General features: G+C 72.2%; 17 protein-coding genes. 6 read left to right on the plus strand and 11 right to left on the minus strand.

All coding sequences use genetic code 11. The features are described from left to right. The first annotated feature begins 32 nt into the window (after window positions 1-32). Window positions 33-974: a LysR family transcriptional regulator gene (locus tag AV521_RS15640; protein ID WP_256725563.1), complete on the plus strand. Its 942-nt coding sequence runs from the start codon at window positions 33-35 to the stop codon at window positions 972-974. 104 nt (window positions 975-1,078) lie between these two features. Beyond that, the gene (locus AV521_RS15645) at window positions 1,079-2,497 is read left to right on the plus strand and encodes a S28 family serine protease (protein ID WP_076088709.1); all 1,419 of its coding nucleotides are present in this window, start codon (window positions 1,079-1,081) and stop codon (window positions 2,495-2,497) included. A 4-nt stretch (window positions 2,498-2,501) separates the two neighbouring features. Here AV521_RS15645 and AV521_RS15650 read toward each other — a convergent pair whose 3' ends face one another. The 5 genes from AV521_RS15650 to AV521_RS15670 form a co-directional block, all read right to left on the minus strand. Beyond that, on the minus strand, window positions 2,502-3,101 hold the full coding sequence (locus AV521_RS15650) for a hypothetical protein (protein ID WP_076089179.1): 600 nt from the start codon (window positions 3,099-3,101) through the stop codon (window positions 2,502-2,504). Window positions 3,102-3,214: 113 nt separating this feature from the next. Beyond that, complete coding sequence (locus AV521_RS15655; RefSeq protein ID WP_079249276.1) at window positions 3,215-5,146, minus strand: glycoside hydrolase family 3 protein; 1,932 nt, start codon at window positions 5,144-5,146, stop codon at window positions 3,215-3,217. A gap of 228 nt (window positions 5,147-5,374) precedes the next feature. Continuing rightward, on the minus strand, window positions 5,375-5,767 hold the full coding sequence (locus tag AV521_RS15660; RefSeq protein ID WP_076088713.1) for a hypothetical protein: 393 nt from the start codon (window positions 5,765-5,767) through the stop codon (window positions 5,375-5,377). Window positions 5,768-5,854: 87 nt separating this feature from the next. Then, window positions 5,855-9,574: an ABC transporter ATP-binding protein gene (locus tag AV521_RS15665; protein ID WP_076088715.1), complete on the minus strand. Its 3,720-nt coding sequence runs from the start codon at window positions 9,572-9,574 to the stop codon at window positions 5,855-5,857. Between the two features lie 186 nt (window positions 9,575-9,760). Further along, window positions 9,761-10,684, minus strand: a complete 924-nt coding sequence (locus AV521_RS15670; RefSeq protein ID WP_076088717.1) for a serine hydrolase — start codon at window positions 10,682-10,684, stop codon at window positions 9,761-9,763. Window positions 10,685-10,831: 147 nt separating this feature from the next. On the opposite strand from AV521_RS15670, the gene AV521_RS15675 reads away from it, so the two are divergent. Beyond that, entirely contained in the window at window positions 10,832-13,198 is a 2,367-nt protein-coding gene (locus AV521_RS15675; protein ID WP_076088719.1) for a glycosyltransferase family 39 protein, read from the plus strand. 68 nt (window positions 13,199-13,266) lie between these two features. Here AV521_RS15675 and AV521_RS15680 read toward each other — a convergent pair whose 3' ends face one another. Both AV521_RS15680 and AV521_RS15685 read right to left on the minus strand, forming a co-directional pair. Further along, entirely contained in the window at window positions 13,267-14,142 is an 876-nt protein-coding gene (locus AV521_RS15680; protein ID WP_076088721.1) for an XRE family transcriptional regulator, read from the minus strand. After that, complete coding sequence (locus AV521_RS15685) at window positions 14,139-14,984, minus strand: helix-turn-helix domain-containing protein (RefSeq protein WP_076088723.1); 846 nt, start codon at window positions 14,982-14,984, stop codon at window positions 14,139-14,141. The genes AV521_RS15680 and AV521_RS15685 overlap by 4 nt, the downstream gene beginning before the upstream one ends. 339 nt (window positions 14,985-15,323) lie before the next feature. Here AV521_RS15685 and AV521_RS15690 point away from each other — a divergent pair, with 339 nt between their 5' ends. Next, the gene (locus tag AV521_RS15690; protein WP_076088725.1) at window positions 15,324-15,695 is read left to right on the plus strand and encodes a hypothetical protein; all 372 of its coding nucleotides are present in this window, start codon (window positions 15,324-15,326) and stop codon (window positions 15,693-15,695) included. Between the two features lie 93 nt (window positions 15,696-15,788). On the opposite strand, the gene AV521_RS15695 is transcribed toward AV521_RS15690, so the two are convergent. From AV521_RS15695 to AV521_RS15705, 3 genes are read right to left on the minus strand one after another with little or no spacing between them, the layout of a single operon-like run. After that, on the minus strand, window positions 15,789-17,474 hold the full coding sequence (locus AV521_RS15695) for a thiamine pyrophosphate-binding protein (protein WP_076088727.1): 1,686 nt from the start codon (window positions 17,472-17,474) through the stop codon (window positions 15,789-15,791). 23 nt (window positions 17,475-17,497) lie between these two features. Then, window positions 17,498-18,466 carry an agmatinase gene (gene speB, locus AV521_RS15700; protein WP_076088729.1) on the minus strand — a complete coding sequence of 323 codons (969 nt, stop codon included), beginning with the start codon at window positions 18,464-18,466 and terminating at the stop codon, window positions 17,498-17,500. A 56-nt stretch (window positions 18,467-18,522) separates the two neighbouring features. After that, window positions 18,523-19,983: a sodium:solute symporter gene (locus AV521_RS15705; protein WP_076088731.1), complete on the minus strand. Its 1,461-nt coding sequence runs from the start codon at window positions 19,981-19,983 to the stop codon at window positions 18,523-18,525. A 135-nt stretch (window positions 19,984-20,118) separates the two neighbouring features. Here AV521_RS15705 and AV521_RS15710 point away from each other — a divergent pair, with 135 nt between their 5' ends. Together AV521_RS15710 and AV521_RS15715 are read left to right on the plus strand one after the other, a co-directional pair. Further along, entirely contained in the window at window positions 20,119-21,591 is a 1,473-nt protein-coding gene (locus tag AV521_RS15710) for a PucR family transcriptional regulator (RefSeq protein ID WP_256725564.1), read from the plus strand. A gap of 73 nt (window positions 21,592-21,664) precedes the next feature. Further along, the gene (locus AV521_RS15715; RefSeq protein WP_076088733.1) at window positions 21,665-22,453 is read left to right on the plus strand and encodes a phosphatase; all 789 of its coding nucleotides are present in this window, start codon (window positions 21,665-21,667) and stop codon (window positions 22,451-22,453) included. A 79-nt stretch (window positions 22,454-22,532) separates the two neighbouring features. Here the strand turns inward: AV521_RS15715 and AV521_RS15720 are convergent, their stop codons facing one another. Continuing rightward, window positions 22,533-22,892: a hypothetical protein gene (locus tag AV521_RS15720; protein ID WP_076088735.1), complete on the minus strand. Its 360-nt coding sequence runs from the start codon at window positions 22,890-22,892 to the stop codon at window positions 22,533-22,535. Window positions 22,893-22,917: the final 25 nt, after the last annotated feature.

Consider the following 22,917-nt stretch of genomic DNA (forward strand, 5'->3'; position numbering starts at 1 on the left):
GCGCACTGCCTCGGTCCAGTTAATGTTTCGGGGTGGAACAGGTAAGCGGAACCTTCACCATGGATCTGCGGCGGCTGACCGTGCTGCGTGAGCTGGAGCGCCGGGGCAGCCTGGCCCGTACCGCCGAGGCCCTGCATCTGACCCCGTCGGCGGTGTCCCAGCAGATCACGGCGCTGGCCCGGGAGTTCGGGGCGCCGCTGACCGAGCGCGAGGGGCGGGGCGTACGGCTGACCGGGCAGGCCCGGATCCTGCTCGGCCACGCCGAGGCGATCGCCGCCCAGCTGGAGCGCGCACGGGCCGACCTGGCGGCGTACGGGTCGGGCGGGCGCGGGCAGGTCACGATCGGCTGCTTCGGCAGCGGCATCCTCGGACTGGTGCCACCGGCCCTACGCGCGCTGGCCGAGCGGCTTCCGCACGTCCGCGTGGACGTGGTGGAGGCCGAGCCGCCGGATGCGTTCACGGCGCTCGACGGGGGACGGCTGGACGTGGTGGTGGCCGTCGACTTCGCGGCCGCCCCGCCGCACACCGACCGCCGCTACTCCCGTACCGATCTGCTGACGGACATCCTGGACGTGGCAGTGCCGGAGGACCATCCGCTGGCCGCCCGCGACCGCGTCCCGCTGCGCGAACTGGCCGCCGCGCCCTGGATCGTGGGCGCGGCCGAGAGCTGCTGTGGCGCGGTGGCCCGCGCGGTGTGTGCGGCGGCGGGCTTCACCCCGGACATCCGTCACCCGGTGAACGACTGGGGCGCCCTGATCGCCCTGGTGGAGGCGGGCGCCGGGGTGGCGCTGGTGCCGCGCCTGGTCCGGCCGCTGTACGCCCGGCGCCGCCTCGCCGTGCGGCCGGTGGCGGGCGAGCCGCCGTCCCGGAACGCGTTCGCGGCGGTTCGGGCGGGAGCGGAGGGGGATCCGGTACTGGGGGCGGTGCGTGAGCAACTCCATACGGCGGCCGCCGAGTTGGCGGAGGCCGGCTGACCGGTACCTGACGTTGCAGACAACTCCCCCTGGTGTGACGCCAGTTACTCAGATAGCTTCCGGCGCACATGTGTCTCACAACAGTCACACAGGGGAGAGTGCGCATGCGCAAGGCGCTCAGATGGCTGCTGACGCTCGCGGTGCTCATAGGCACGCTGAGCGGTACAGCGGCGGGAGCGGCCACCGCCACCCGGTCCGAGCCCACCGACATCAAGGACCAGTTGCTCGCCATACCGGGCATGAGCCTGATCCAGGAGAAGCCGTACCCCGGCTACCGCTACTTCGTCCTGAACTACACCCAGCCGGTCGACCACCACCACCCGGACCGCGGTACCTTCCAGCAGCGGATCACCGTGCTGCACAAGGACGTGAGCCGCCCGACGGTCTTCTACACCAGCGGCTACAACGTCTCCACGAACCCGTCCCGCAGTGAGCCCACCCGGATCGCGGACGGCAACCAGGTCTCCCTGGAGTACCGCTTCTTCACGCCGTCCCGCCCCGACCCCGCCGACTGGTCCAAGCTCGACATCTGGCAGGCGGCGAGCGACCAGCACCGTGTGTTCGAGGCGCTCAAGCCGATCTACGGCGGCCACTGGATCGCCACCGGCGGCTCCAAGGGCGGTATGACGGCGACGTACTACGAGCGTTTCTACCCGCGCGACATGGACGGCGTGGTCGCCTACGTCGCCCCCAACGACGTCGTCAACAACGAGGACTCGGCCTACGACCGCTTCTTCGCCACGGTCGGCACCAAGGAGTGCCGGGACCGGCTGAACGCCGTGCAGCGGGAGGCGCTGGTGCGCCGGGAGCCACTGGAGAAGCGGTACGCGCGGTACGCCGCCGACAAGGGGTACACCTTCGGCACCATCGGCGGGCTGGACAAGGCGTACGAGGCGGTCGTCCTCGACTATGTGTGGGGTTTCTGGCAGTACAGCCTGCTGAAGGACTGCGGCACCGTCCCGGCGGACGCGGCGGCCGCGAGCGACGACGCGATCTGGACGTCGGTCGACACCATCTCCGGTTTCGCCGCCTACACCGACCAGGGTCTCGCGCAGTTCACGCCGTACTACTACCAGGCCGGCACCCAGCTGGGCTCGCCGACCATCCACTTCCCGTACATCGGGCGGAAGTTGATCCGGTACGGCTATCAGCCGCCGCGCAACTTCGTGCCCCGCTCCATCCCGATGCGTTTCCAGCCCTACGCGATGCGGGACGTGGACACGTGGGTACGGCACCACGCCACGCACATGCTCTTCGTGTACGGCCAGAACGACCCCTGGGGTTCGGAGCGGTTCCGGCTCGGCTCGGGCGCCCGTGACTCCTATGTCTTCACCGCGCCCGGCATGAACCACGGCGCGAACGTCGCGGGCCTGGTGCCGGGTCAGAACGCTCTTGCCACGGGGCGCATCCTGGAGTGGGCGGGGGTGTCCTCGGCCGATGCCGCCCGGGGCAGGCCTCTGGCTCGCTTCGACGCCAAGCTGGATGCCGGGGATGCCGGGCGCGAGGCCGCGATGCGGCCCTAGGAACTCATACCCGCCTTGCGCAGCCCACCGGATCGCTCCCGCCCAGCTGGACGTACAGCGTCGTCGACGCGGGGCAGTCGTCGCGCGTCGGCGCCGCCCTGGTGATCCGGTACTGGGGCCGGTGGGTGCCCGAGCCGTCGCACGGGGTCTCGCGGACCTGGCCCTCTCCGGAGGTGTAGACGCAGTCGCCCGGGATCGTGCGCGGGCCGCCCCCGCCGCCGGGGTCGCCGGGGTGCGGGGGCTCCAGGTTGCGCATGCAGGCGTAGCCCGGGGAGATCGCGGTCTGGGCGCCGATGTGCAGCACGAAGTCGGTCGTCGCCGGGCACAGGGGGCCGTCGGTGACCGCGCCGTCGTAGCGGGCGACGACCCTGGCCGCCGCCCGCTCGCTGGTGCAGGGCACCTCGGTGAAGCTGGTCGTGCCGAAGGAACTGCACTCGCCGACCGCGAGGAACTCGGCGCCGTGACCGCCGGTCGTGGCCGGGGTGGGGCGGGCGTCGCCGACGGGGGCGCCCGCCGGGCCCCGGCAGCCGGTCAGCAGGACGCCCGGCAGCAGGCACGCGAGGCACACAAGGCACACGGCTCCGACGGCACCTGTCCCACGCATCGCCATCCCCCCTGACACCCCGCTCCAGCGTGGCCCTTGACCGCGCGGCCACGCCACCCATCCGGGATGGTTTCCGCCTGTTGGGGGTAGTACGCCGGGTGTGTAGCGTACGGCTAGTACGTCAGCCCGTGCCCGATCGGGTACAGCACCTGCGCGGGGTCGTCGGCCCGCTGCACCGGCACCGGCAGCCTGCCGCGCGGCGCCACGCGTCCGGCGATCACCCGGGCGGCGGCGCGCACTTCGACGTCCGTCCAGCCGTAGGACGCCAAGCAGCCCTTGACGGAGGGGTATTGGGCCACGTCGTAGGGGTTGCGGAGGGCGAGGGCCGCCAGGGGCCTGCCCGTGGCCCGCAGTTGCGACACCAGCGTCCGCTGTGCGTTGCCCGCCGTCACGTTGTACGTCGCCACGACCACCGCGTCCGCGTCCTGCGCGGCCGTGACCGCCTCGGCGATGGCCGCGGCCGAGGGGGTGGTGCCCGTGGACAGGGCGGTGGCGGTGAAGCCCAGCTCGGTGAGGGCGGCGGCCAGCACGCCGGTGGGCGGGCCGGTGGTGCCGCTGGGCGAGTCCGGGTCGGCGCCCACGACCAGGATCCGGCGCTCGGTGCGGGGGTCGAAGGGGAGGGTGTGGTCCTCGTTGACCAGCAGGGTCGTGGTGCGCTCGGCGATCCGGTCGGCGGCGGCCAGGTGGGCCTTGGTGCCCACGGTGCGCTCGATGCCCGCCCGGCTGGTGTGCGGTGGGTCGAAGAGTCCGAGCCGGGCCTTGAGGCGCAGGATGCGCAGGATCGATTCGTCGAGGCGGGACTCGGTCAGCTCGCCGTCCTGTACGGCCTTCAGTACGGCGTGCCAGGCCACGTCGATCGAGGGCGGGTTGAGCAGTTGGTCGACCCCGGCCTTCAGCGCGAGCACCGGCACGCGGTCGTCGCCGTACTTGGTGCGGACGCCCTGCATGCCCAGGGAGTCGGTGATGACGACACCGTCGTAGCCGAGTTCGCCGCGCAGGATGCCGGTGAGGACGGGGCGGGAGAGGGTGGCCGGGTCGCCGGAGTCGTCGAGCGCCGGGAACTGGATGTGCGCGGTCATGATCGAGTCGATGCCCGCGGCGATCGCCGCCCGGAAGGGGACGGCGTCCAGCTTCTCCCACAGGTCCCGGCTGTGGGTGATGACCGGGAAGCCGGTGTGGCTGTCGACGGCGGTGTCGCCGTGGCCCGGGAAGTGCTTGGCGGTCGCCGCGACCCGGGACGCCTGGTAGCCCCGCACCTCGGCGGCCACCAGTGCGCCGACGGCGTCCGGGTCGGCGCCGAACGACCGTACGCCGATGATGGGGTTGGCCGGGTTGACGTTGACGTCGGCGTCCGGGGAGTAGTCCTGGTTGATGCCCATCGCGCGCAGTTCGGCGCCGGAGATCCGGCCGAGGGTGTGCGCGTCGGAGCGGGAGCCGGCGGCACCGACGGCCATGGCGCCGGGGAAGAGGGTGGCGGGCTTGCCGACCCGGCAGACCGCGCCGTGCTCCTGGTCGGTGGAGATGAGCACCGGCAGACCGCGCGGCTGGTCCAGGGAGGCTTTCTGGATGCCCTCGGAGAGGTCCGCGATCTGGTGCGGGTCACGGGTGTTGTGGGCCCAGGTGAAGTAGATGATGCCGCCGACGCGGTACTTCGCGATCAGCTCGGCGGCCGTGCGGACGCCGAGCTCCTTGAGGTTGGCGTCGATGTCGGCCTGGTCGGGGGCGGTGGCGGAGTGGCCGTAGACCCGCATCACGAAGAGCTGGCCGACCTTCTCCTCCAGCGTCATGCCTGAGATCAGGGCGCGCAGCCGGCGGGGGTCGGGGGGTGCGGCGGCGTGGGCGGTGGCCGGTACGGTCAGCGCGGCGGTGAGGCCCGCGGTGGCGGCGAGGACGGCGCGTCTGGACGGTCTGCCGGTGTCGGGCACGTGCGCTCCTTCCAGAGGAGAACCGCTGAAGGAAACTTCCGAGAGGTCACCAATATCCGGGAAGTTTCTTTCCGTCAAGGGAGAGCACAGTAACCGGAAGAGGGGCCGCCATCGGCGCATTGAGGGGGGCGCGCCGATGGCGACGGGCTGCCGGCCGGATGCGGCGGAGAGGGTGAGTCGGCGCTCGCTGCCAGGCGTACAGGCCGACACCGCACCACGGAGACTCGTCCGGCAACCCGCCGTTGGACGGACGAGGGACCGGGCCGGTTCCCGCCGCCCCGATGCCCCGGTGCCCCGGTTCGCGCGGCCGCCGGAAGCGGGCTGACCGGGCGGGCCGTCAGCGGGCCGTCAGCACAGTATCCAGCCCGAGCTGACCGACCCCGAGCCCACCGAACCTCTGATCCACACGCAGCGGTGTCCGGCGTGGACGGTGATCGGGCCCGCGTGGTACCGGTAGCTGCCCTGGTCGACCACCGGCCGGCCACCGCGGGCCTGGACGCTGACGGACATCGTCTGGGTGGTGCCGGGATGGCGGGCCACCGTGATGGCACAGACGTAGCCGTTGTCGTTGTAGATCTGGGTGACCCCGGTACTGAACGGCAGGGTCCGTACCTGGCGGCCGGAGCAGCTGTCGGCCTCGGCCGCCTGGGCGGCTCCGGATGTCACCAGGCCGAGCGTCCCGGCCGCGGCCAGCACGGCCGCTCCCAGCGCCAGACGCCGGCGAATCGCACCACTGTCCACTGTTGTCCTCCCCCAGCCATGATCCTGTCCCCCGATTTCCGTACTGCTGTACGGACGCACGACGTATGTCGGATGGTTGCACGGCCGTCAGCGGGACGCGGTGACCGGCTCCTCCGGTTCGGGGCGTCCGACGAAGGTGCGCCACAGTTCGGCGTACCGGCCGTCGCGGGCCAGGAGTTCGTCGTGGGTGCCGTCCTCCGCGACCCGGCCGTGGTCCATCACGACCACCCGGTCCGCGCGGGCCGCCGTGGTGAGGCGATGGGCGACCACCAGCGTCGTACGGCGGCCCGCCAGGCGGTCGGTGGCCTGGTTGACCTGTGCCTCCGTGGCCAGGTCCAGGGCGGCCGTGGCCTCGTCCAGCAGGAGCACGTCCGGGTCGACCAGCTCGGCGCGGGCCAGGGCGATCAGCTGGCGCTGGCCGGCCGAGAGGTTCCGGCCGCGCTCGGCGACCTCGTGCAGATAGCCGCCGTCGAGGGTGGCGATCATCTCGTGCGCGCCGACCGCCCGTGCCGCCGCCTCCACCTCGGCGTCACCGGCCCCGGGGCGGCCGTATGCGATGGCGTCCCGGACCGTGCCCGGGAAGAGGTAGGCCTCCTGCGGGACGACCCCGAGGCGGTGCCGGTACGAGGTCAGGTCCAGGGCGCGCAGATCCGTGCCGTCGACCGTGACCCGGCCGCCGGTGGGGTCGTAGAACCGGGCCACCAGCTTGACGAGCGTGGACTTGCCGGCGCCCGTCTCGCCGACGAAGGCCACCGTCTGCCCGGCGGGGATCGTCAGGTCGATGCCGGTGAGCGCCTCCTCGTCGGCCCCGTACGCGAAACGCACGTCCTCGAAGGCGATGTCACCGCGCAGGGACAGCACCTCCAGCGGCTCGTCCGCGGACTTCGTGGAGGTCGGCTCGCGCAGCAGTTCCTGGATGCGGCCCAGCGAGACCGTCGCCTGCTGGTAGCCGTCGAAGACCTGGGACAGCTGCTGGACCGGGGCGAAGAACAGGTCGATGTAGAGGAGGTAGGCGACCAGGGCGCCCGTGGTCAGGGTCGCCGCCTCCACCCGGTGCGCGCCCGAGATCAGCACGGAGGCCGCCGCGACGGACGACAGGAGCTGCACGAACGGGAAGTAGACGGATATCAGCCACTGGCCGCGGATCCGGGCGTGCCGGTAGCTGTCGCTGCGCTCGGCGAACCGCCGCCCGCCGTCCCGCTCGCGCCCGAAGGCCTGCACGATCCGCAGCCCGGCGACCGACTCCTGCAGGTCCGCGTTGACCGTCGACACGCGTTCGCGGGCGAGTTCGTACGCCTTCACGCTCGCCCGGCGGAAGAAGAAGGTCGCGACGATCAGCGGGGGCAGCGTCGCGAAGACGACGAGGGCGAGCTGGATGTCGATCACCAGCAGGGCGGCCATGATGCCGAAGAACGTGACGACCGAGACGAAGGCGGTGACCAGCCCGGTCTGCAGGAACGTGGACAGCGCGTCCACGTCGGTCGTCATCCGGGTCATGATCCGGCCGGTCAGCTCGCGCTCGTAGTAGTCGAGCCCGAGCCGCTGGAGCTGGGCGAAGATCTTCAACCGCAGTGAATAGAGCACCCGCTCACCGGTACGGCCGGTCATCCGGGTCTCGCCGATCTGCGCGGCCCACTGGACGACGACGGTCAGCAGACCGAGCAGCGAGGCCGCCCACACGGCGCCGAGGGCCATCTTCGTGACGCCCGCGTCGATGCCGTGCCGGATCAGCACCGGCAGCAGCAGGCCCGCGCCCGCGTCCACGGCGACCAGCAGCAGGCTGAGCAGGAGGGGCGGGCCGAAGCCGCGCAGCAGGCGACGCAGATCGTAGGAGTCCTCGCGCCCGACCGCTCTGGCCTCGTCTATGTCCGGGGTGTCGACGGCCGGGGGCAGCGCCGCCACCTGGGCGAGCAGCTCCGGGGTGGCCGGGGTGCCGGAGAGCGCCTGATCCTTCGGCTCCCGGTCGCCCGTCCACAGCCTCGGGGTCACGCCCCGCTCGGCGTCGAACTCGGCGTCCAGCTCCTCACGGACGGAGGTGTCCTCCTGCACTGCGGCGGGCTCGACACGGCCCGGGGAGACCCCGCCCAGCTCGTCCGGGTCGGTCAGCAGCCGCCGGTAGAGCGCCGAGCGCTGCTGGAGTTCCTCGTGGGTGCCGAGGTCCGCGAGCCGGCCGCCGTCGAGGACGGCGATACGGTCGGCGAGGTTCAGGGTGGAGCGGCGGTGCGCGATGAGCAGGGTGGTACGGCCCTCCATCACCTGCTTCAGCGCCTCGTGGATCTCGTGCTCGACCCGGGCGTCCACGGCCGAGGTGGCGTCGTCGAGGACGAGGAGCCGCGGGTCGGTGAGCAGGGCGCGGGCGAGCGCGATGCGCTGGCGCTGGCCGCCGGAGAGGGTCAGGCCCTGCTCGCCGACCTTGGTGTCGTACCCCTCGGGAAGCTCCCTGATGAAACGGTCCGCCTGGGCGGCGCGGGCGGCGGCCTCGATCTCCTCCTGCGTGGCGTCCGGGCGGCCGTAGGCGATGTTGGAGCGGACGGTGTCCGAGAAGAGGAACGAATCCTCGGGCACGAGCCCGATCGCGGCCCGGAGCGAGTCCAGGGTCAGCTCGCGCACGTCGTGGCCGCCGATCAGGACGGCGCCGTGGGTGACGTCGTAGAAGCGCGGGAGCAGCAGGGAGAGGGTGGACTTGCCGGATCCGGAGGAGCCGACGACGGCGAGGGTCTCGCCGGGGCGTATCTCGAAGGTCAGTCCGTCGAGGACCTTGGATCCGCTGTCGTAGCCGAAGGACACGTCGTCGAACTCGACGGTCGCGGGCGCGTCGGCGGGGAGGGTCTTGGTGCCTTCGTGGAGCGTCGGCTCGGTGTCGATCAGCTCCAGGACGCGCTCGGTGCCGGCCCGGGCCTGCTGGCCGACCGTGAGGACCATCGCGAGCATGCGGACCGGGCCGACCAGCTGGGCGAGATAGCTGGAGAAGGCGACGAAGGTGCCGAGCGTGATGTGCCCGCGTACGGCCAGCCAGCCGCCGAGCGCCAGCATGGCGACCTGGCCGAGGGCCGGTACGGCCTGCAGGGCGGGGGTGTACGTGCTGTTCAGCCGTATGGTGCGCAGCCGTCCCGCGAAGAGCTTGCGCCCGACCTCCCGGAGCTTGCCGGTCTCCTGCTCCTCCTGCCCGAAGCCCTTCACCACGCGTACGCCGCTGACGGCGCCGTCGACCACGCCCGCGACGGCGGCGGCCTGCGCCTGGGCGTACCAGGTGGCGGGGTGCAGCTTGCTGCGGCTGCGCTTGGCTATCCAGGCGAGCGCGGGCGCCACGGCTAGGGCGACCAGGGTCAGCGGCAGCGACAGCCACGCCATGATCACCAGAGACATCAGGAAGAGCAGGACGTTCCCGATGGTCATCGGGAGCATGAAGAGCAGGCCCTGGATCAGCTGGAGGTCGCTGGTGGCCCGGCCGACGACCTGCCCCGTGGACAGTTCGTCCTGACGGCGGCCGTCGAGACGGGTGATCGTGCCGTACATCTCGGTCCGCAGGTCGTGCTGGACGTCGAGGGCGAGGCGGCCGCCGTAGTAGCGGCGGATGTAGGTGAGGACGTAGACGAGGAGGGCCGCGCCGATCAGGGTGCCGGCCCAGGGGGCCATGGAGCGGGTGTGGTTCCCGATCACGTCGTCGATGATCACCTTGGTGATCAGCGGTACGACGGCCATGACGGCCATACCGGCGAGGGAGGAGCCGAGGGCGAGAATCACGTCCTTGGGGTAGCGCCAGGCGTACCCCGCCAGTCTCCGTGCCCATCCCCGTTGCGCTGCCACGCCGGTGCCTCCCTGTTTCGGCTCGTCTTCGGCTCGTCCGCCGGAAGGCACCAACGCCGACGGGCTCGGATTTCATCCCGCCGCAACAATTACCGGGTGCGGTTGTCCGACGGCTGCGGTGCCGTCGGGGGCGGCCCTGCTCGGAGCCGGATGCGCACCCGGTCACGTGAACCGCCTCGTGCGGCGTCAGCTTCCCGGCGGCACGGCCACGAAGGCCTCGCTCGGCTTGCTCGTCGGGACGTAGACCGTGGTCGTCGGCGTGGTCGGCACGAGGTCCTTGTGGACGGCCTTGGCGACGTTCTGGATGGTGGTGACGCCGTAGTCCATGGTGCTGTTGTCCTGCGAGAGCACCGACAGCATGTAGTCGTGGCCGGCGCCGTCGAAGGTGCCGAGGCTGTGCACCCGCCAGCCGTGCGCCGAGCGCTGCAGCCAGCCGTTCTTGACGTGCACGGAGACCGTGGACGGCGCGCCGGCCGGGGTGCCCCAGCGCTGCGCCGGGATGACCTGGCCCATCAACTTCAGGATGTAGGCACGGGAGTTGTCGCTCAGCACGCTGTTCTTGGCGGTGACGAGCTGGAGCAGTTTCTGTTCGTCGGTGACGTTCTCCTGGGTCAGGCCCCAGTAGCCGTTCGCGCCCGGTACGGTCCTCGCCATGCCGGCGGCGGCCAGGAAGCCGTTGATCTTCGTCAGGCCGAGCTGCTTCCACAGCTTGGTCGTCGCGGCGTTGTCCGACTTGGTGATCATGGCCTTGGCGAGCGAGGCCTCGGTGTCCGTCAGATAGCGGTTGTCCTTCTTCGCGTCCCACAGCAGCGTCGCGAGCACGGTGACCTTGACGGTGCTCGCCGAGTCGTAGGAGTTGGCGGCGCGCAGGGTGCAGGTGGTCCCGGTAGCGCGGTCGTACAGGCCGAGGGCGACGGTGCCGTTGCGGCCGGCCAGGGCGGCCGCGATGTCCTTCTGCAGCTTGGCGGCGAGGCCCGCCCTGGCGGACGTACAGCTGACGGTGGGCGTGGCCGCGGCGGCCGGGGTGGCGGCGGTGACGGCCGGTATGAGCAGCGCGGCGCCGAGGGCGGCGGCGACCGCTCCGGTACGCCTTGATGTCCGGGAATTCATGCCCCAGTTGACTCGCTGAGGCGGCCGGAAGGTTGCACTCCTTTCTTACCGAGGAGGATCCGAGACCTTACCCCGCTTTCACCGACCCACAGCTTCCGCCCAGGTGCACCACAGCCCGTACCCATCGCCGGCCTGCACGGTGCACTGGTGACATCTGCCACCGATCCCCTCCCCCACGCCACGACGGCGACCCCGGGTCCGCCGTCCCCGACGCCGGCCGGCGAGCCGGAGCGCGCGCCCCGCTGGTCGCTCCCCGCACTGATCGCGATCATGCTCCTGGCGGCGGTGCTGTACTGCTGGAACCTGTCGGGCGACAGCCTCAACAGCTTCTACAGCGCGGCCATCTACAGCGGCACGCAGAACTGGGAGGCCTGGTTCTTCGGCTCGCTCGACGCCGGGAACTTCCTCACCGTCGACAAACCGCCGTTCGCCAACATGGTCATGAGCGTGTCGTGCCGGATCTTCGGCTTCGGCACCTGGCAGATGATGCTGCCCGAGGTCGCGGCCGGGCTCGGCGCGATCTGGATCCTGCACTCCTCCGTGAAGCGGTCCTTCGGGCACGCGGCGGCCGCCGTGGCCGCGCTCGTTCTCGCGCTGACCCCGATCACGGTCGCCATCGACCGGGACAACAACCCCGACACGATCCTCGTCCTGCTGATGGTCGGCGGCGCGGCGCTCGCACTGCGCGCCACCCGCGACGGCGCGCTGCTGCCGCTGCTCGGCTCGGCCGTGTGCTTCGGCCTCGCCTTCAACACCAAGATGCTGGCGGGCTACATCGCGCTGCCCGCCGTCTTCGCCGTCTATCTGCTCGCGGCGCGGCCGGCGCTCGTACGGCGGATCGTGAACCTGCTGATCGCCGGTGTGGTCCTGGCGGTCGCCAGCTTCTGGTGGGCCGTCGCCGTGTCTCTCGTGCCCGCCTCCGAGCGGCCGTACATCGGCGGTTCGACGGACGGCACCGCCTGGAACCTGATCATGGGCTACAACGGCCTCGGCCGGATCTTCGGCGGCGAGGGCAACGGCGGCGGTGGCGGGGGCGGCGGAGGCGGCTTCTCCGGCTCCGCGGGCCTCAGCCGGATGTTCAACGACATCCTCGGCGGCCAGATCTCCTGGCTGATCCCGTTCGCGGCCATCGCCCTCGTCTCCGGCCTGATCCTGTGCGGCCGCGCCCCGCGCACCGACCTCACCCGGGCCGCCCTCGTCCTCTGGGGCGGCTGGACGGTCCTGCACTACGTCACCTTCGCGACCGCCGAGGGCACGATGCACCCGTACTACACCACCGCCCTCGCCCCGGGCATCGCGGCGCTGTGCGGAGGCGGCGGTGTCCTGCTGCTGCGCGCGTTCCGCGCCGACAAGCGCTGGGCCTGGGTGCTGCCGGCCGGACTCGCCGTCACCGCGGTCTGGGCGATCGTCCTCCTGCGCCGGGCCTCCGGCTGGAACACCTGGCTGTGGCCGGCCGTCGGTGTGGTGATGGCCGCGGCGATCGTCGGCCTGTTCGTCTTCCGCTCCGGCAATCGCGTACGGCTGTTCGCGGCCTCCGTGGTGGCGGCGGTCGTCGCCGCGATCGCGGGCCCGGCGGCGTACGCCTGGTCGGTGCCGTCCGGTTCGGGCGGCGGCATGAGCGGGGTGAACCCGACGGCGGGCCCCTCCACGGGAAGCGGCTTCGGCGGCCCCGGCGGGGGCGGCGGCCGGGGCGGCTTCGGCGGTGACCGCAGCGGTTTCCCGGGCGGTGGGGAGATGCCGGGCGGCATCCGGCAGGGCGGCCAGAACGCCGAGGCGGGCGGCGGCTTCCCCGGTGGCACGACGGCGCCCGGAGGCGCCTCGGGCGGTGCGTCCGGTGAACAGCTGCCGGGCGGCGGAGGGCAGGCCGGCGACTTCCCGGGCGGCGCCCAGAACGGTGAACTCCCCGGCGGCCAGGGCGCGTCGGGCGGTACGGCCCCGGGCGGCACCGGCGGAAGCGGCGGGGCCGGCACCCCGGACGGCAGCTCCGGACGCATGGGCGGCCGTACGGGAGCCGGCATGGGTGGTGGCATGGGAGGCGGCATGGGAGGCGGCATGGGAGGCGCGAACAGCGAGCTGATCGCGTACCTCAAGAAGCACCAGGACGGCGCCATCTGGCTGCTCGCGGTCTCCAACTCGCAGAGCGCGGCCCAGATCGAGCTGAGCGCCAGGGTGCCGGTCATCTCCATGTGGGGCTTCACCGGCTCCGACCAGGCGATGACCGTCGCCAAGCTGAAGGAACTGGTGAAGAAGGGCGAGCTGCACTACATCCAGCTCGGTGGCGGCATGATGGGCGGCGGCCCCGGCGGCGACAGCAACAGCGTGTCCTCCGAGGTCACGGCCTGGGTGACGAAGCACGGGACGCCGGTGAAGGAGAGCGCGTACAGCAAGAGCGCCAACTCGGCGTCGCCGAAGTCGAGTTCGTCCTCGAAGTCGTCCTCGAAATCCTCGTCCGGGACGACATCGCAGACCAACCAGTCCACGCTCTACCGGCTGGACGCGTCGGACGTGAGCTGAGCCCGCCTCGACCCCACGGCGCGCCAAGGGGCCCGATCCCCCTTGGCGCGCCGTGCCGCGCTCGGCGATCAGTGGGTGCCGAAGCAGTGCCGTTCGCCGTCCCGCACCAGGCAGGCGCGCACCTGGCCCAGGTCGGACGGGGAGGCGGCGACCATCGGGGTGGACAAGGAGTCCCTGGCGTCGTTCCGGCTCTTGACCTCGGTCCGCCCCGGAGCCTGATGCGGTACGAGGATCTCCACCCGGTCCCCCACCCTGCCGAGGTCGATCCGCACCCACACCGCACCGCAGACGGTACTGTGCCGGATCTTGACGACGGTCGGCCCCGGGAAGCTCTTCCGGCCCAGGGTCACCGGCACGGGCTCGCCTCCGCAGCCGTACGTCTGGGGGTCCTTGCCCGTGCATCCGCCGCCGTGGCATCCCTGCGCCAGTGCGGAGGGGAACGCGGAGGGCGTGGCACGCCGGTCCGGGGTGGCTCCGCCGAAGACGCCTGTGGCCGCCAGCGCCACGACGACGACCGCGACGACGGCGAGCCCGCCCACGACTGCGGCGAGCAGGCCCCGGGCCGGGCGGCCGGGGGCCGCGGGCGGGACCGGTGTCCCCGCCGGAGCGGGCGAGGGCGCGTCCGCGAGAGGGCGTCCGCGCTCGGCACCGCCGCCCGCCGCGCGCCCGCTCGACACGGCGTCGGCCAGTTCCCACAGGGCGAGCGGGCGGCCGGGGTTCTCGCCCGCCAGCTCGCACAGTTCCGCGACGGCCTGCCGGGGCGGGACGGTCCTGCCGTTGAGATAGCGGTCCCAGGACGACTTGCTGTACGGCGTCTTCGCGGCCAGCGCGGCCAGGCTCAGCCCGGTCCGGACGCGCAGCCCGCGCAGGGTCTCCGCCAGCCGCTCACGCTCCACCCCCCGGTCGACGGACGAACCGCCACCGGATCGGTCGCCCGACGTCATGTGCGCAGTACCCCCCACGTGTCCTCACCGACGACCCCGTCCACCCGCAGATGCGCCCGGCCCTGCAACTGCTCCACCGCGTGCTCGGTGCGGGAGCCGAACGCCCCGTCGGCGATCCCCGGCGACATGCCGTGGTGGCGCAGCAGGCACTGCGCCTCGACGACGGACCACTGCGCGGATCCCATGCCGATCAGGCCCACCCGGGTACTGCTGTAGCCCGCGTACAGCAGCCCGTCCCCGGCACGTCGCACCTTGCAGGGGTAGTCCTTTCCGGCCCGGAACACGAACGCCTGCGTCCGTGTCCCCGTCGGCGCGGCCGGCGCCGTGGCGTCCGCCGGAGCCGGCCGCCCGTCGGTCCGCTCGCGTCCGCCGTCCCATGGCGCCATCACCAGCAGGGCGACCACGGCCGACACGACCACGATCGCCGCCAGTGCGGCTCCGAGCACCCGCCGACCGCGCCGTCGTACGCGCTCCTGCTCACCCGGCCCGGATTCCGGCCCCAGGTCCGCCCCCGCGTCCGACCCCGCTTCCGGCCCCACGTCCGTCTCCCCCGCCCGGCCGGCACCGTCCTCCCCGCCGCGGTCCGCCGCGACGGCCACCTCGTGCAGGGCCAGCAGCCGGGCCGGGTCGATGTCGCAGGCGCGGGCCAGTGCGGCCACCGCCTGCCCTGGCGGTAACGCGCGGCCGTTGAGATACCGGTCCCAGGAGGCACGGCTGTAGCCGGTCCGGCCGGCCAACGCCTGCAGTCCGAGTCCGCTGTGATCCTTCATCCGGCGCATCTGTACGGCGAGTTGCCGTACTCGCGGGTCGAGCGAGGCGGGCAACTGCTTCCAACGAGACATGCTCCACCTCATGTCTGTTGCCACTTCCAACGAGGATGCCCCTCGTGCGCCCGCGGTTCCCGTGGCCGACCGGGCGAGCGCATGCTTTCGGCCGCCTCACCGGGCGTCCGCGCGTCCCGCCGGCGCCTCATGGCGGGGAGCGTTCCCGCAGGTCGGAGGGTGGGACGTCCCGCGCCGACGGCACCTGTCCGGCAGGCCTGTCCCGGCCCCGGACTCGGCCTGCACTGTCGGTGGTGCACGACGGGCGGTGCGGTCCACCCCGCACCGCCCCAGGCACTCGGCGGCCCGCCCCCACGGGGGTGGGGCGAGCCGCACCGGCAATCGACCCAGGGAGCATCCATGCGATTCCGTATCGCGACCGCATCCGTCCTGACCGCGTGCGCCATGGCAGGGGGCGGCCTCGCCGTCTCCGCGCAGGCCGCCTCGGCCGACACGCACACCGTGTCGTCCGCGGCCCGCCCCAGCTGTCCGTATCCGTACGTGTGCTTCTACAACGGCGACACGATGACGGGGAAGTTCAAGGACACCGGGTACTGGCAGACGCTCGGCGCGAGCCGTGACGCGAAGGGCGCCGTCAACACCCGGCACGACGACGTGGCCTACGTACGGTTCTCCAACCACCCCACCATCTGCATGAAGCCGGGCGAGGGATGGGCCTTCAACGGGGCGTACCCGACGCAGGTGTACATCAGCTCTTCGAGCACGTGCTGAGCACGTCGAGCACGTGCCGCTGAGGCACCTCCGGCACCGTTCCTCCGCCCTGGCGCGGGTTCCGCACCCGCGCCAGGGCGGCGCCACGCACTCCTAGCCGAGATGCGTCGGCGCGAACATCCGCAGCAGCGCCGGGAGTACGACCACCGACGGACCCGGTGCCGCCAGTGCCTTCGCCAGGTCCTCCTCCAGGGTCTCGGGGGTCGTACGGACACCGGGCACACCGAAGGACTCCGCCAGCGCCACGTAGTCCGGACGCGTCAGTTCCGTCGCGGTCGCCCGGCCGAAGGCGTCCGTCATGTACTCGCGGAGGATGCCGTAGCCGCCGTCGTCGACGATCAGCCAGGTGACCGGCAGGTCGTACTGCTTGGCGGTCGCCAGTTCCGCGATCGAGTACAGCGCCCCGCCGTCGCCGGACACCGCCAGCACCGGGTGGGTGGGGTCGGCCGCCGCCGCGCCCAGCGCCGCCGGGAAGCCGTAGCCGAGGCCGCCGGCGCCCTGGGCGGAGTGCATGGTGTTCGCGCCCTTGGGGTCGAAGGCCGACCAGGCCCAGTACGCCAGGATCGTCATGTCCCAGAACGACGGGGCACCCGCGGGGAGAGCCCGGCGGACCGAGGCCAGCACACCCTGTTCCAGGGTGAGTTCCTGGGCCGCGATACGCGAGGCGACCTTGGCCAGCAGCTCTCGCACCCGCTCCGGCGCCGACGCGTCCGTGCGCTCCTCCACCGTCTCCAGCAGGGCCTGCAGCGCGAGACGGGCGTCCGCGTGGATGCCCAGCGCCGGGTGGTTGGACTCCAGCTTGCCGAGGTCGGCCTCGATCTGGATCACCCGGCCGCGGGGCTTGAACGTGTGGTAGTTGGAGGACAGTTCGCCGAGGCCCGAGCCCACGACCAGCAGGACGTCCGCGTCCTCCAGGAAGTCCGTCGTATGACGGTCCTCCAGCCAGGACTGGAGCGACAGCGGGTGCTCCCAGGGGAAGGCGCCCTTGCCGCCGAAGGTCGTCACGACCGGCGCCCGGAGCTTCTCGGCCAGCTGACGCAGCTTGCCCGAGGCGTCCGACCGTACGACCCCGCCGCCCGCGATGATCGCCGGGCGGGCCGCACGTGACAGCAAGTCGGCCGCCACCGCGGTCAGTTCGGGGCGCGGGGGAAGGTCCTCCGGGGTCGCGTCGACCGCCGTCACCGCCGGCAGTGCGGTCTCGGCGAGCAGGACGTCCTGCGGGATCTCCACCCAGACCGGGCCGTGCGGTGCCGTCAGCGCCGACTTCCAGGCCGCCGCGACCGCGGACGGGATCTGGGACTGTGTACGGACGGTGTGCACCGACTTCACCACGCCCCGGAACGAGGCCGACTGGTCCGGGAGTTCATGCAGATATCCGTGCCGGCCGCCGCCCAGGCCCGCCGTCGGGATCTGGCTGCTGATCGCCAGCACGGGAGCGGAGGCCGCGGCCGCCTCCTGGAGCGCGGCCAGTGAGGTCAGGGCCCCCGGGCCCGTCGAGAGCAGCAGCGGCGCGGCCTCGCCGGTGATCCTGCCGTACGCGTCCGCCGCGAAGCCCGCGTTGTTCTCCACCCGCAGGCCGACGTACCGCAGGGACGACCGGCGCAGCGCGTCGAACATGCCGAGGGCGTGCTGGCCGGGCAGTCCGAAGACCGTCGTCGCGCCCAGCCCGGCCAGCGTTTCCACGACCAGGTCTCCGCCGTTGCGGCCGGGAGGGGGATTCAGCGCGGCCGCCGTCTGCCGATCGGTCGGGCGGAGTACCAGGTCGTGGTCGTGAGTCACTGCTCTCGGTCCCCTAAGGAGAGTTAGGCGTTGCGGGCCGCCGCGATCTGGCGGCTCATGATGGTGGTCAGTTCGTAGGCCGTGTGCGAGGCCGCGACCGAGGTGATCTCGGCGTGGTCGTACGCGGGCGCCACCTCGACGACGTCCGCCGAGACCAGGTTGCAGGAGGCCAGTCCGCGCAGGATCTCCAGCAGCTCGCGCGAGGTCATGCCGCCCGCCTCGGGCGTGCCGGTGCCGGGCGCGTGGGCCGGGTCGAGGCAGTCGATGTCGATGGAGATGTACAGCGGGCGGTCGCCGATGCGCTGGCGCAGCTGGTCGGCCACCTCGTCGGCGCCGCGGCGGTAGATGTCCGCGGACGTGACGATGCCGAAGCCCATCTTCTCGTCGTCGGTCAGGTCCTGCTTGCCGTACAGCGGGCCGCGGGTACCCACGTGCGACAGCGCCGACGTGTCGAGGATGCCCTCCTCCACGGCGCGGCGGAACGGGGTGCCGTGGGTGTACTCGGCGCCGAAGTAGGTGTCCCAGGTGTCCAGGTGGGCGTCGAAGTGCAGCAGGGCCACCGGGCCGTGCTTCTTCGCGACGCTCCTCAGCAGCGGGAGCGCGATGGTGTGGTCACCACCGAGGGTCATCAGGCGGGCGCCGGTGCCGAGCAGCTCGTCCGCCGCGGCCTCGACGGTCTCGACGGCCTCGTTGATGTTGAACGGGTTCACGGCGATGTCGCCGCCGTCCGCGACCTGGGCGAGGGCGAAGGGGGAGGCGTCCTGCGCGGGGTTGTACGGGCGCAGCAGCCGGGACGCCTCGCGGATGGCGTTGCCGCCGAAGCGGGCGCCCGGCCGGTACGAGACGCCGGAGTCGAACGGCACGCCCACGACGGCGACGTCGGCGGTGCCGACCTCGTCCAGACGGGGCAGCCGGGCGAAGGTGGCGGGGCCGGCGTACCGCGGGATGCGGGAGGAGTCGACGGGACCGCGGGGCGTCTCGTTGCTGCTCATGATGAAATGCCTTCTTTCTTGCGCTTCATCGCGCATGTACTGCTTTCCCTACGACTCTACTGGTGAGCCGGGGCCGGTTCGGACACGAGTTCGGAGGAGCGTCCGGCGAGGCGCTCGCGCCAAGTGGCGAGAACGGTCTCGTCGGTGGGCCTGGTCGCCAGGGATACGGCGACGTAGGCGGCGAGGGAGGCGAGCAGGCCGTAGTAGACGGGCTCGTTGGCGAGGATGCCGTACCCGGCCATCAGACCGATCACGGCGAGGCCGCCGACGAGCACCGAGGCCAGCGCGCCCTGGGCGGTGCCGCGCTTCCACAGCAGGCCGCCGAGGATCGGGACGAGCAGGCCGCCGACGAGCAGGTTGTAGGCGACCGTCAGCGCCTCGACCACGTTGTTCAGGGCGATCGCCGTACCGATCACCGCGACGCCCATGATCAGGATGAAGGCGCGGTTGCCGCCGACCTCGTCGTGATCCCCGGACGACCGCTCGGTGATCCCGCGCAGTCGCGACCAGATGTCGTTGTTGGCGACGGTGGCGCAGGCGATCAGGGCGCCGGAGGAGGTGGACATCACGGCGGCGAGGGCGGCGGCCAGCACCAGGCCGCGCACACCGACGGGGAGTTCGGCCTTGACGACAGTGGCGAAGGCGTCGTCGGGACTGCCCAGCCTGGGGTAGAGCACCTTGGCGGCCGTACCGATCACCGCGCCGGCGAGGGCGTAGGCCAGACAGTAGGTTCCGGCGACCGTGCCGCCCCACCTGGCGGTCCTGTCGCTGCGGGCGGTGAACACGCGCTGCCAGATGTCCTGACCGATCAGCATGCCGAAGGTGTAGATCAGGACGTAGGTGAAGATCGTCTCGCCGCCGATGCCCAGCGGGTCGAAGTACGAGGCCGGCAGCTTGGCCTTCATCGCGCCGAAGCCACCGGCCTTGACGACCGCGATGGGCAGGAGCAGGAGCAGTACGCCGATCGTCTTCACCACGAACTGGACCATGTCGGTCAGGGTGATCGACCACATACCGCCGAGGGTGGAGTAGGCGACGACGATCGAGCCGCCGATGACGATCGCGAGGGTCCGGTTCATGTCGAAGAGGACGTCGAAGATCGTGGCGTAGGCGATGGTGGAGGTGACGGCGAGCATGAGGGTGTACGCCCACATGACCACGCCGGAGATGACCCCGGCGCGTCCGCCGTAGCGCAGGTCCAGCATCTCGGAGACGGTGTAGACCTTCAGGCGGGCGATGCGGGCGGAGAAGAAGACCGACAGGGCGAGCAGGCCGAGCCCGATGGTGAACACCATCCAGGCGCCGGACAGCCCGTACCGGTATCCCAGCCCCACGCCGCCGATGGTGGACGCGCCGCCGAGGACGATCGCCGCCATGGTGCCGGAGTACATGACAGGCCCGAGGCGGCGCCCTGCCACCAGGAACTCGCTCTTCGACCTGGCGCGGCGCATGCCCCACCAGCCCATGGCCAGCATGCCGGCGAGATAGACGACGATCACGGTGTAGTCGACGGCCATGAGGCCCTCCTTCACTCGAAGTCGTACTGGGGGTCGCCGGCGGGTGACGCCCCTCGACACTAGGTGGCCGGAAAGCGGCTGCGAAGTGTACGTTTCATCCATATGAACGGGGTGGGAGTGGAGGCAGTGCACACCATGTCGGAGACGATCACCCCAGCCGTCCCACCGACCCCACCCGTACCGCTCTCGGCGCTGCTGGCCCGCGAGGATCTCGCCCTGCGCCAGATCGCGGGCCCGACGGATCGGGGGACCGTGATCCACTGGGCGCATACGTCGGAGATGGCCGACCCGTACCCGTATCTGCTGGGCGGCGAGCTGCTGCTGACGGCCGGGGTGCACATCCCGGAGGCGGCGGGTTCGGGGACCTACTTCGACGACTACGTCTCCCGGATCGTCGCGGCGGGCGGCGCGGCGCTCGGCTTCGGCCTGGCCCCGGTGCACGACACGGTCCCGCGCGCCCTGGTAGCGGCCTGCGACGCCTACGGCCTCCCCTTGCTGGAGGTCCCGCCGCAGACCACGTTCTCCGGCGTGGCCCGCGCGGTGTGGCAGCTGATGGCGCAGGCCCGGCTGGCCGAACTGCGCCGGGTCACGGAGGCCCAGCAGAGTCTCGCCTCCGCCGCGGCCCGCCCCGACCCGGTCCCCTCGGTCCTACGGCAACTGGCCCACCGCCTGACCGGCCAGGCGGTGCTCTACGGCCCCGACGGCACGGAGATCGCCTCGGCGGGCCGGGAACCGGGGCCGGGGGCACGGGAGGCGCTGACGGACCTGGCGGGGGTGGTACGGCCGACCGGGGCGGGCACCCCCACCTCCGCCACCGACACGCTCGGGGACACCCACCTCGCCGCCTACGCCCTCGGCTCCGGCGGGGGATTCGTCCTGGGCGTGGCCACCGCGCGGCGTGAACCCGGCGACCACACCATCGCCTCCGTGGCCTCCGTGCTGCTGTCGCTGCTGACCGGGGAGCATCACAGCGGGGCCGGGGCCGCGCGGTCCTCGGCGTTCGTGCGGCTGCTGCTCGGGGCGCGGCCGGAGGAGGTCGCCCCGCTGCTCGGGGAGGGGGGCTGGGTCGTCGTACACGCCCGGCCCGAGGCTCAGCTTCCGGACGCCGTCGCCGCCTCGGCGCTCGGCGCCGCGCTGGGCTCACCGCTGGTCGACCTCGCACGAGACGTCGTACGGGTGCTGGTGCCGGGTGGGCGGGTACCCCAGCCGCAGCCGGGCTGGGCGCTCGGGGTGAGCGCCGCGGTGGAGCCGCGCGAGTGGCCGGCGGCCGACACCCAGGCGGCCCGCGCCCTGGCCCGCGCCCGCGCCACCCGCACCCCGCTCATCCGGCACGACGCCCGTCCGGGCTTCACCGACCTGGTGCCGCGGGCGGATGCCGAGGCACACGCCCGCGCACTGCTGGCACCGCTCGCCGACCGGCCCGAGCTCGCCGGGACCCTGCGCAACTGGCTGGCTCTGCACGGCAGTTGGGACCGCACCGCGGTGGCCCTGGACGTCCACCGCAACACGGTGCGCCAACGCATCGCCCGCTGCGCGGCCCTGCTGGACGCCGACCTGGACGACCCGGACGTCCGCATGGAGTTGTGGTTCGCGCTGCGGCAGGTCTGAAGCACGGGCTTCGGCGGTCCCAGCCCTCGATATGCCGAGGACTCCGGTCGCGCGCTGCCCCACAATGGGAGGCATGCCGATATCCGGGACACCCAGCCGCGCCCAGCTCGTCGACCACCTGGTGAGGACCCGTATCGCGGGGGACGTCGCCACGCCCCGCGAGAACAACCTCTCCCACTACCGTCAGCTCGCCAACGGTGTCCGCAATTTCTGGCTCGGCCTGGAGCTGGGCGACCGCTGGACGGACGAGCAGGACGTGCTCGCGGTGATGGCCGAGCGGGTGGGGGTCAACGACGACCCCGAGTACCGGTACGGGCAGGACACCATCGACCCCGAGCTGACCGTGGCCGCGCTGGAGCGGATGGCGGCACGGCTGCGCAAGGCGGCCGAGGGGCAGCAGCGGGTGCTGTTCGCGACCGGGCACCCGGGCGGTCTGCTGGATGTGCACCGGGCCACGGCGGCCGCGCTGCGCACCGCGGGCTGCGAGATCGTCGTCATCCCGGACGGGCTGCAGACGGACGAGGGGTACGTCATGCAGTTCGCGGACGTGGCGGTGCTGGAGCACGGGGCGACGCTGTGGCACACCCACTCCGGGGAGCCGATGCGGGCCATTCTGACGGGACTTGAGCGCGAGGGGCGCCCGCTGCCTGACCTGGTGGTCGCCGACCACGGGTGGGCCGGGTACGCCGGGCAGCACGGAGTCGATTCCGTCGGGTACGCCGACTGCAACGACCCGGCGCTGTTCCTCGCCGAGTCCGAGGGCACCGTCCAGGTCGTCGTACCCCTGGACGACCATGTGCTCAGCCCCCGTCACTACGACCCGATGACGGCGTATCTGCTGGCTGCGGCCGGACTTTCCTGACCGGCCCCGACCACGCCCACGCGGCACTGTGCGGCCCCGCGTTGCGGAGCCGCACAGTGTGTGCGCTGTCGGCGTCGGGTCAGCGGCCGTTGTTTCCCTTGTTGCCGTTGTCGCCACCCTTGTTGCCGTTGTCGCCACCCTTGTTGCCGTTGTCGCCACCCTTGTTGCCGTTGTCGCCACGGCCGTTGTTGCCGTTGTCACCGCGGCCGTTGTCGCCACGACCGTTGTCGCGGTCGCCGCGGCCGTGGTCACGGTCGCGGTCGCCACGGCCGTGACCACGGCCGTGGTGGTGGTGGCCGTGGTGACGACCGCAGTGGTGGTGACCGTGGTGTGCAGGTGCTGCCGAGGCGGTGCCCGCCGCGCCTATGGCGGTTCCGCCCGCCAGCAGGAAGCCCGCTGCGGACATCACGACATAACGCCTGATGCGCTGTGCTCGCATGGGAGATTGCCCTTTCGTTGTCCAC

The sequence above is a fragment of the Streptomyces sp. IMTB 2501 genome (assembly GCF_001953885.1).
Classification (GTDB): domain Bacteria; phylum Actinomycetota; class Actinomycetes; order Streptomycetales; family Streptomycetaceae; genus Streptomyces.

Coding starts and splice junctions, on each gene's coding strand:
- AV521_RS15645 (WP_076088709.1), top strand. CDS start 1,079: ATGCGCAAGGCGCTCAGATGGCTGCTGACGCTCGCGGTGCTCATAGGC.
- AV521_RS15650 (WP_076089179.1), bottom strand. CDS start 3,101: ATGCGTGGGACAGGTGCCGTCGGAGCCGTGTGCCTTGTGTGCCTCGCG.
- AV521_RS15655 (WP_079249276.1), bottom strand. CDS start 5,146: ATGCGCCGATGGCGGCCCCTCTTCCGGTTACTGTGCTCTCCCTTGACG.
- AV521_RS15670 (WP_076088717.1), bottom strand. CDS start 10,684: ATGAATTCCCGGACATCAAGGCGTACCGGAGCGGTCGCCGCCGCCCTC.
- AV521_RS15680 (WP_076088721.1), bottom strand. CDS start 14,142: ATGACGTCGGGCGACCGATCCGGTGGCGGTTCGTCCGTCGACCGGGGG.
- AV521_RS15685 (WP_076088723.1), bottom strand. CDS start 14,984: ATGTCTCGTTGGAAGCAGTTGCCCGCCTCGCTCGACCCGCGAGTACGG.
- AV521_RS15690 (WP_076088725.1), top strand. CDS start 15,324: ATGCGATTCCGTATCGCGACCGCATCCGTCCTGACCGCGTGCGCCATG.
- speB (WP_076088729.1), bottom strand. CDS start 18,466: ATGAGCAGCAACGAGACGCCCCGCGGTCCCGTCGACTCCTCCCGCATC.
- AV521_RS15705 (WP_076088731.1), bottom strand. CDS start 19,983: ATGGCCGTCGACTACACCGTGATCGTCGTCTATCTCGCCGGCATGCTG.
- AV521_RS15710 (WP_256725564.1), top strand. CDS start 20,119: ATGTCGGAGACGATCACCCCAGCCGTCCCACCGACCCCACCCGTACCG.
- AV521_RS15715 (WP_076088733.1), top strand. CDS start 21,665: ATGCCGATATCCGGGACACCCAGCCGCGCCCAGCTCGTCGACCACCTG.
- AV521_RS15720 (WP_076088735.1), bottom strand. CDS start 22,892: ATGCGAGCACAGCGCATCAGGCGTTATGTCGTGATGTCCGCAGCGGGC.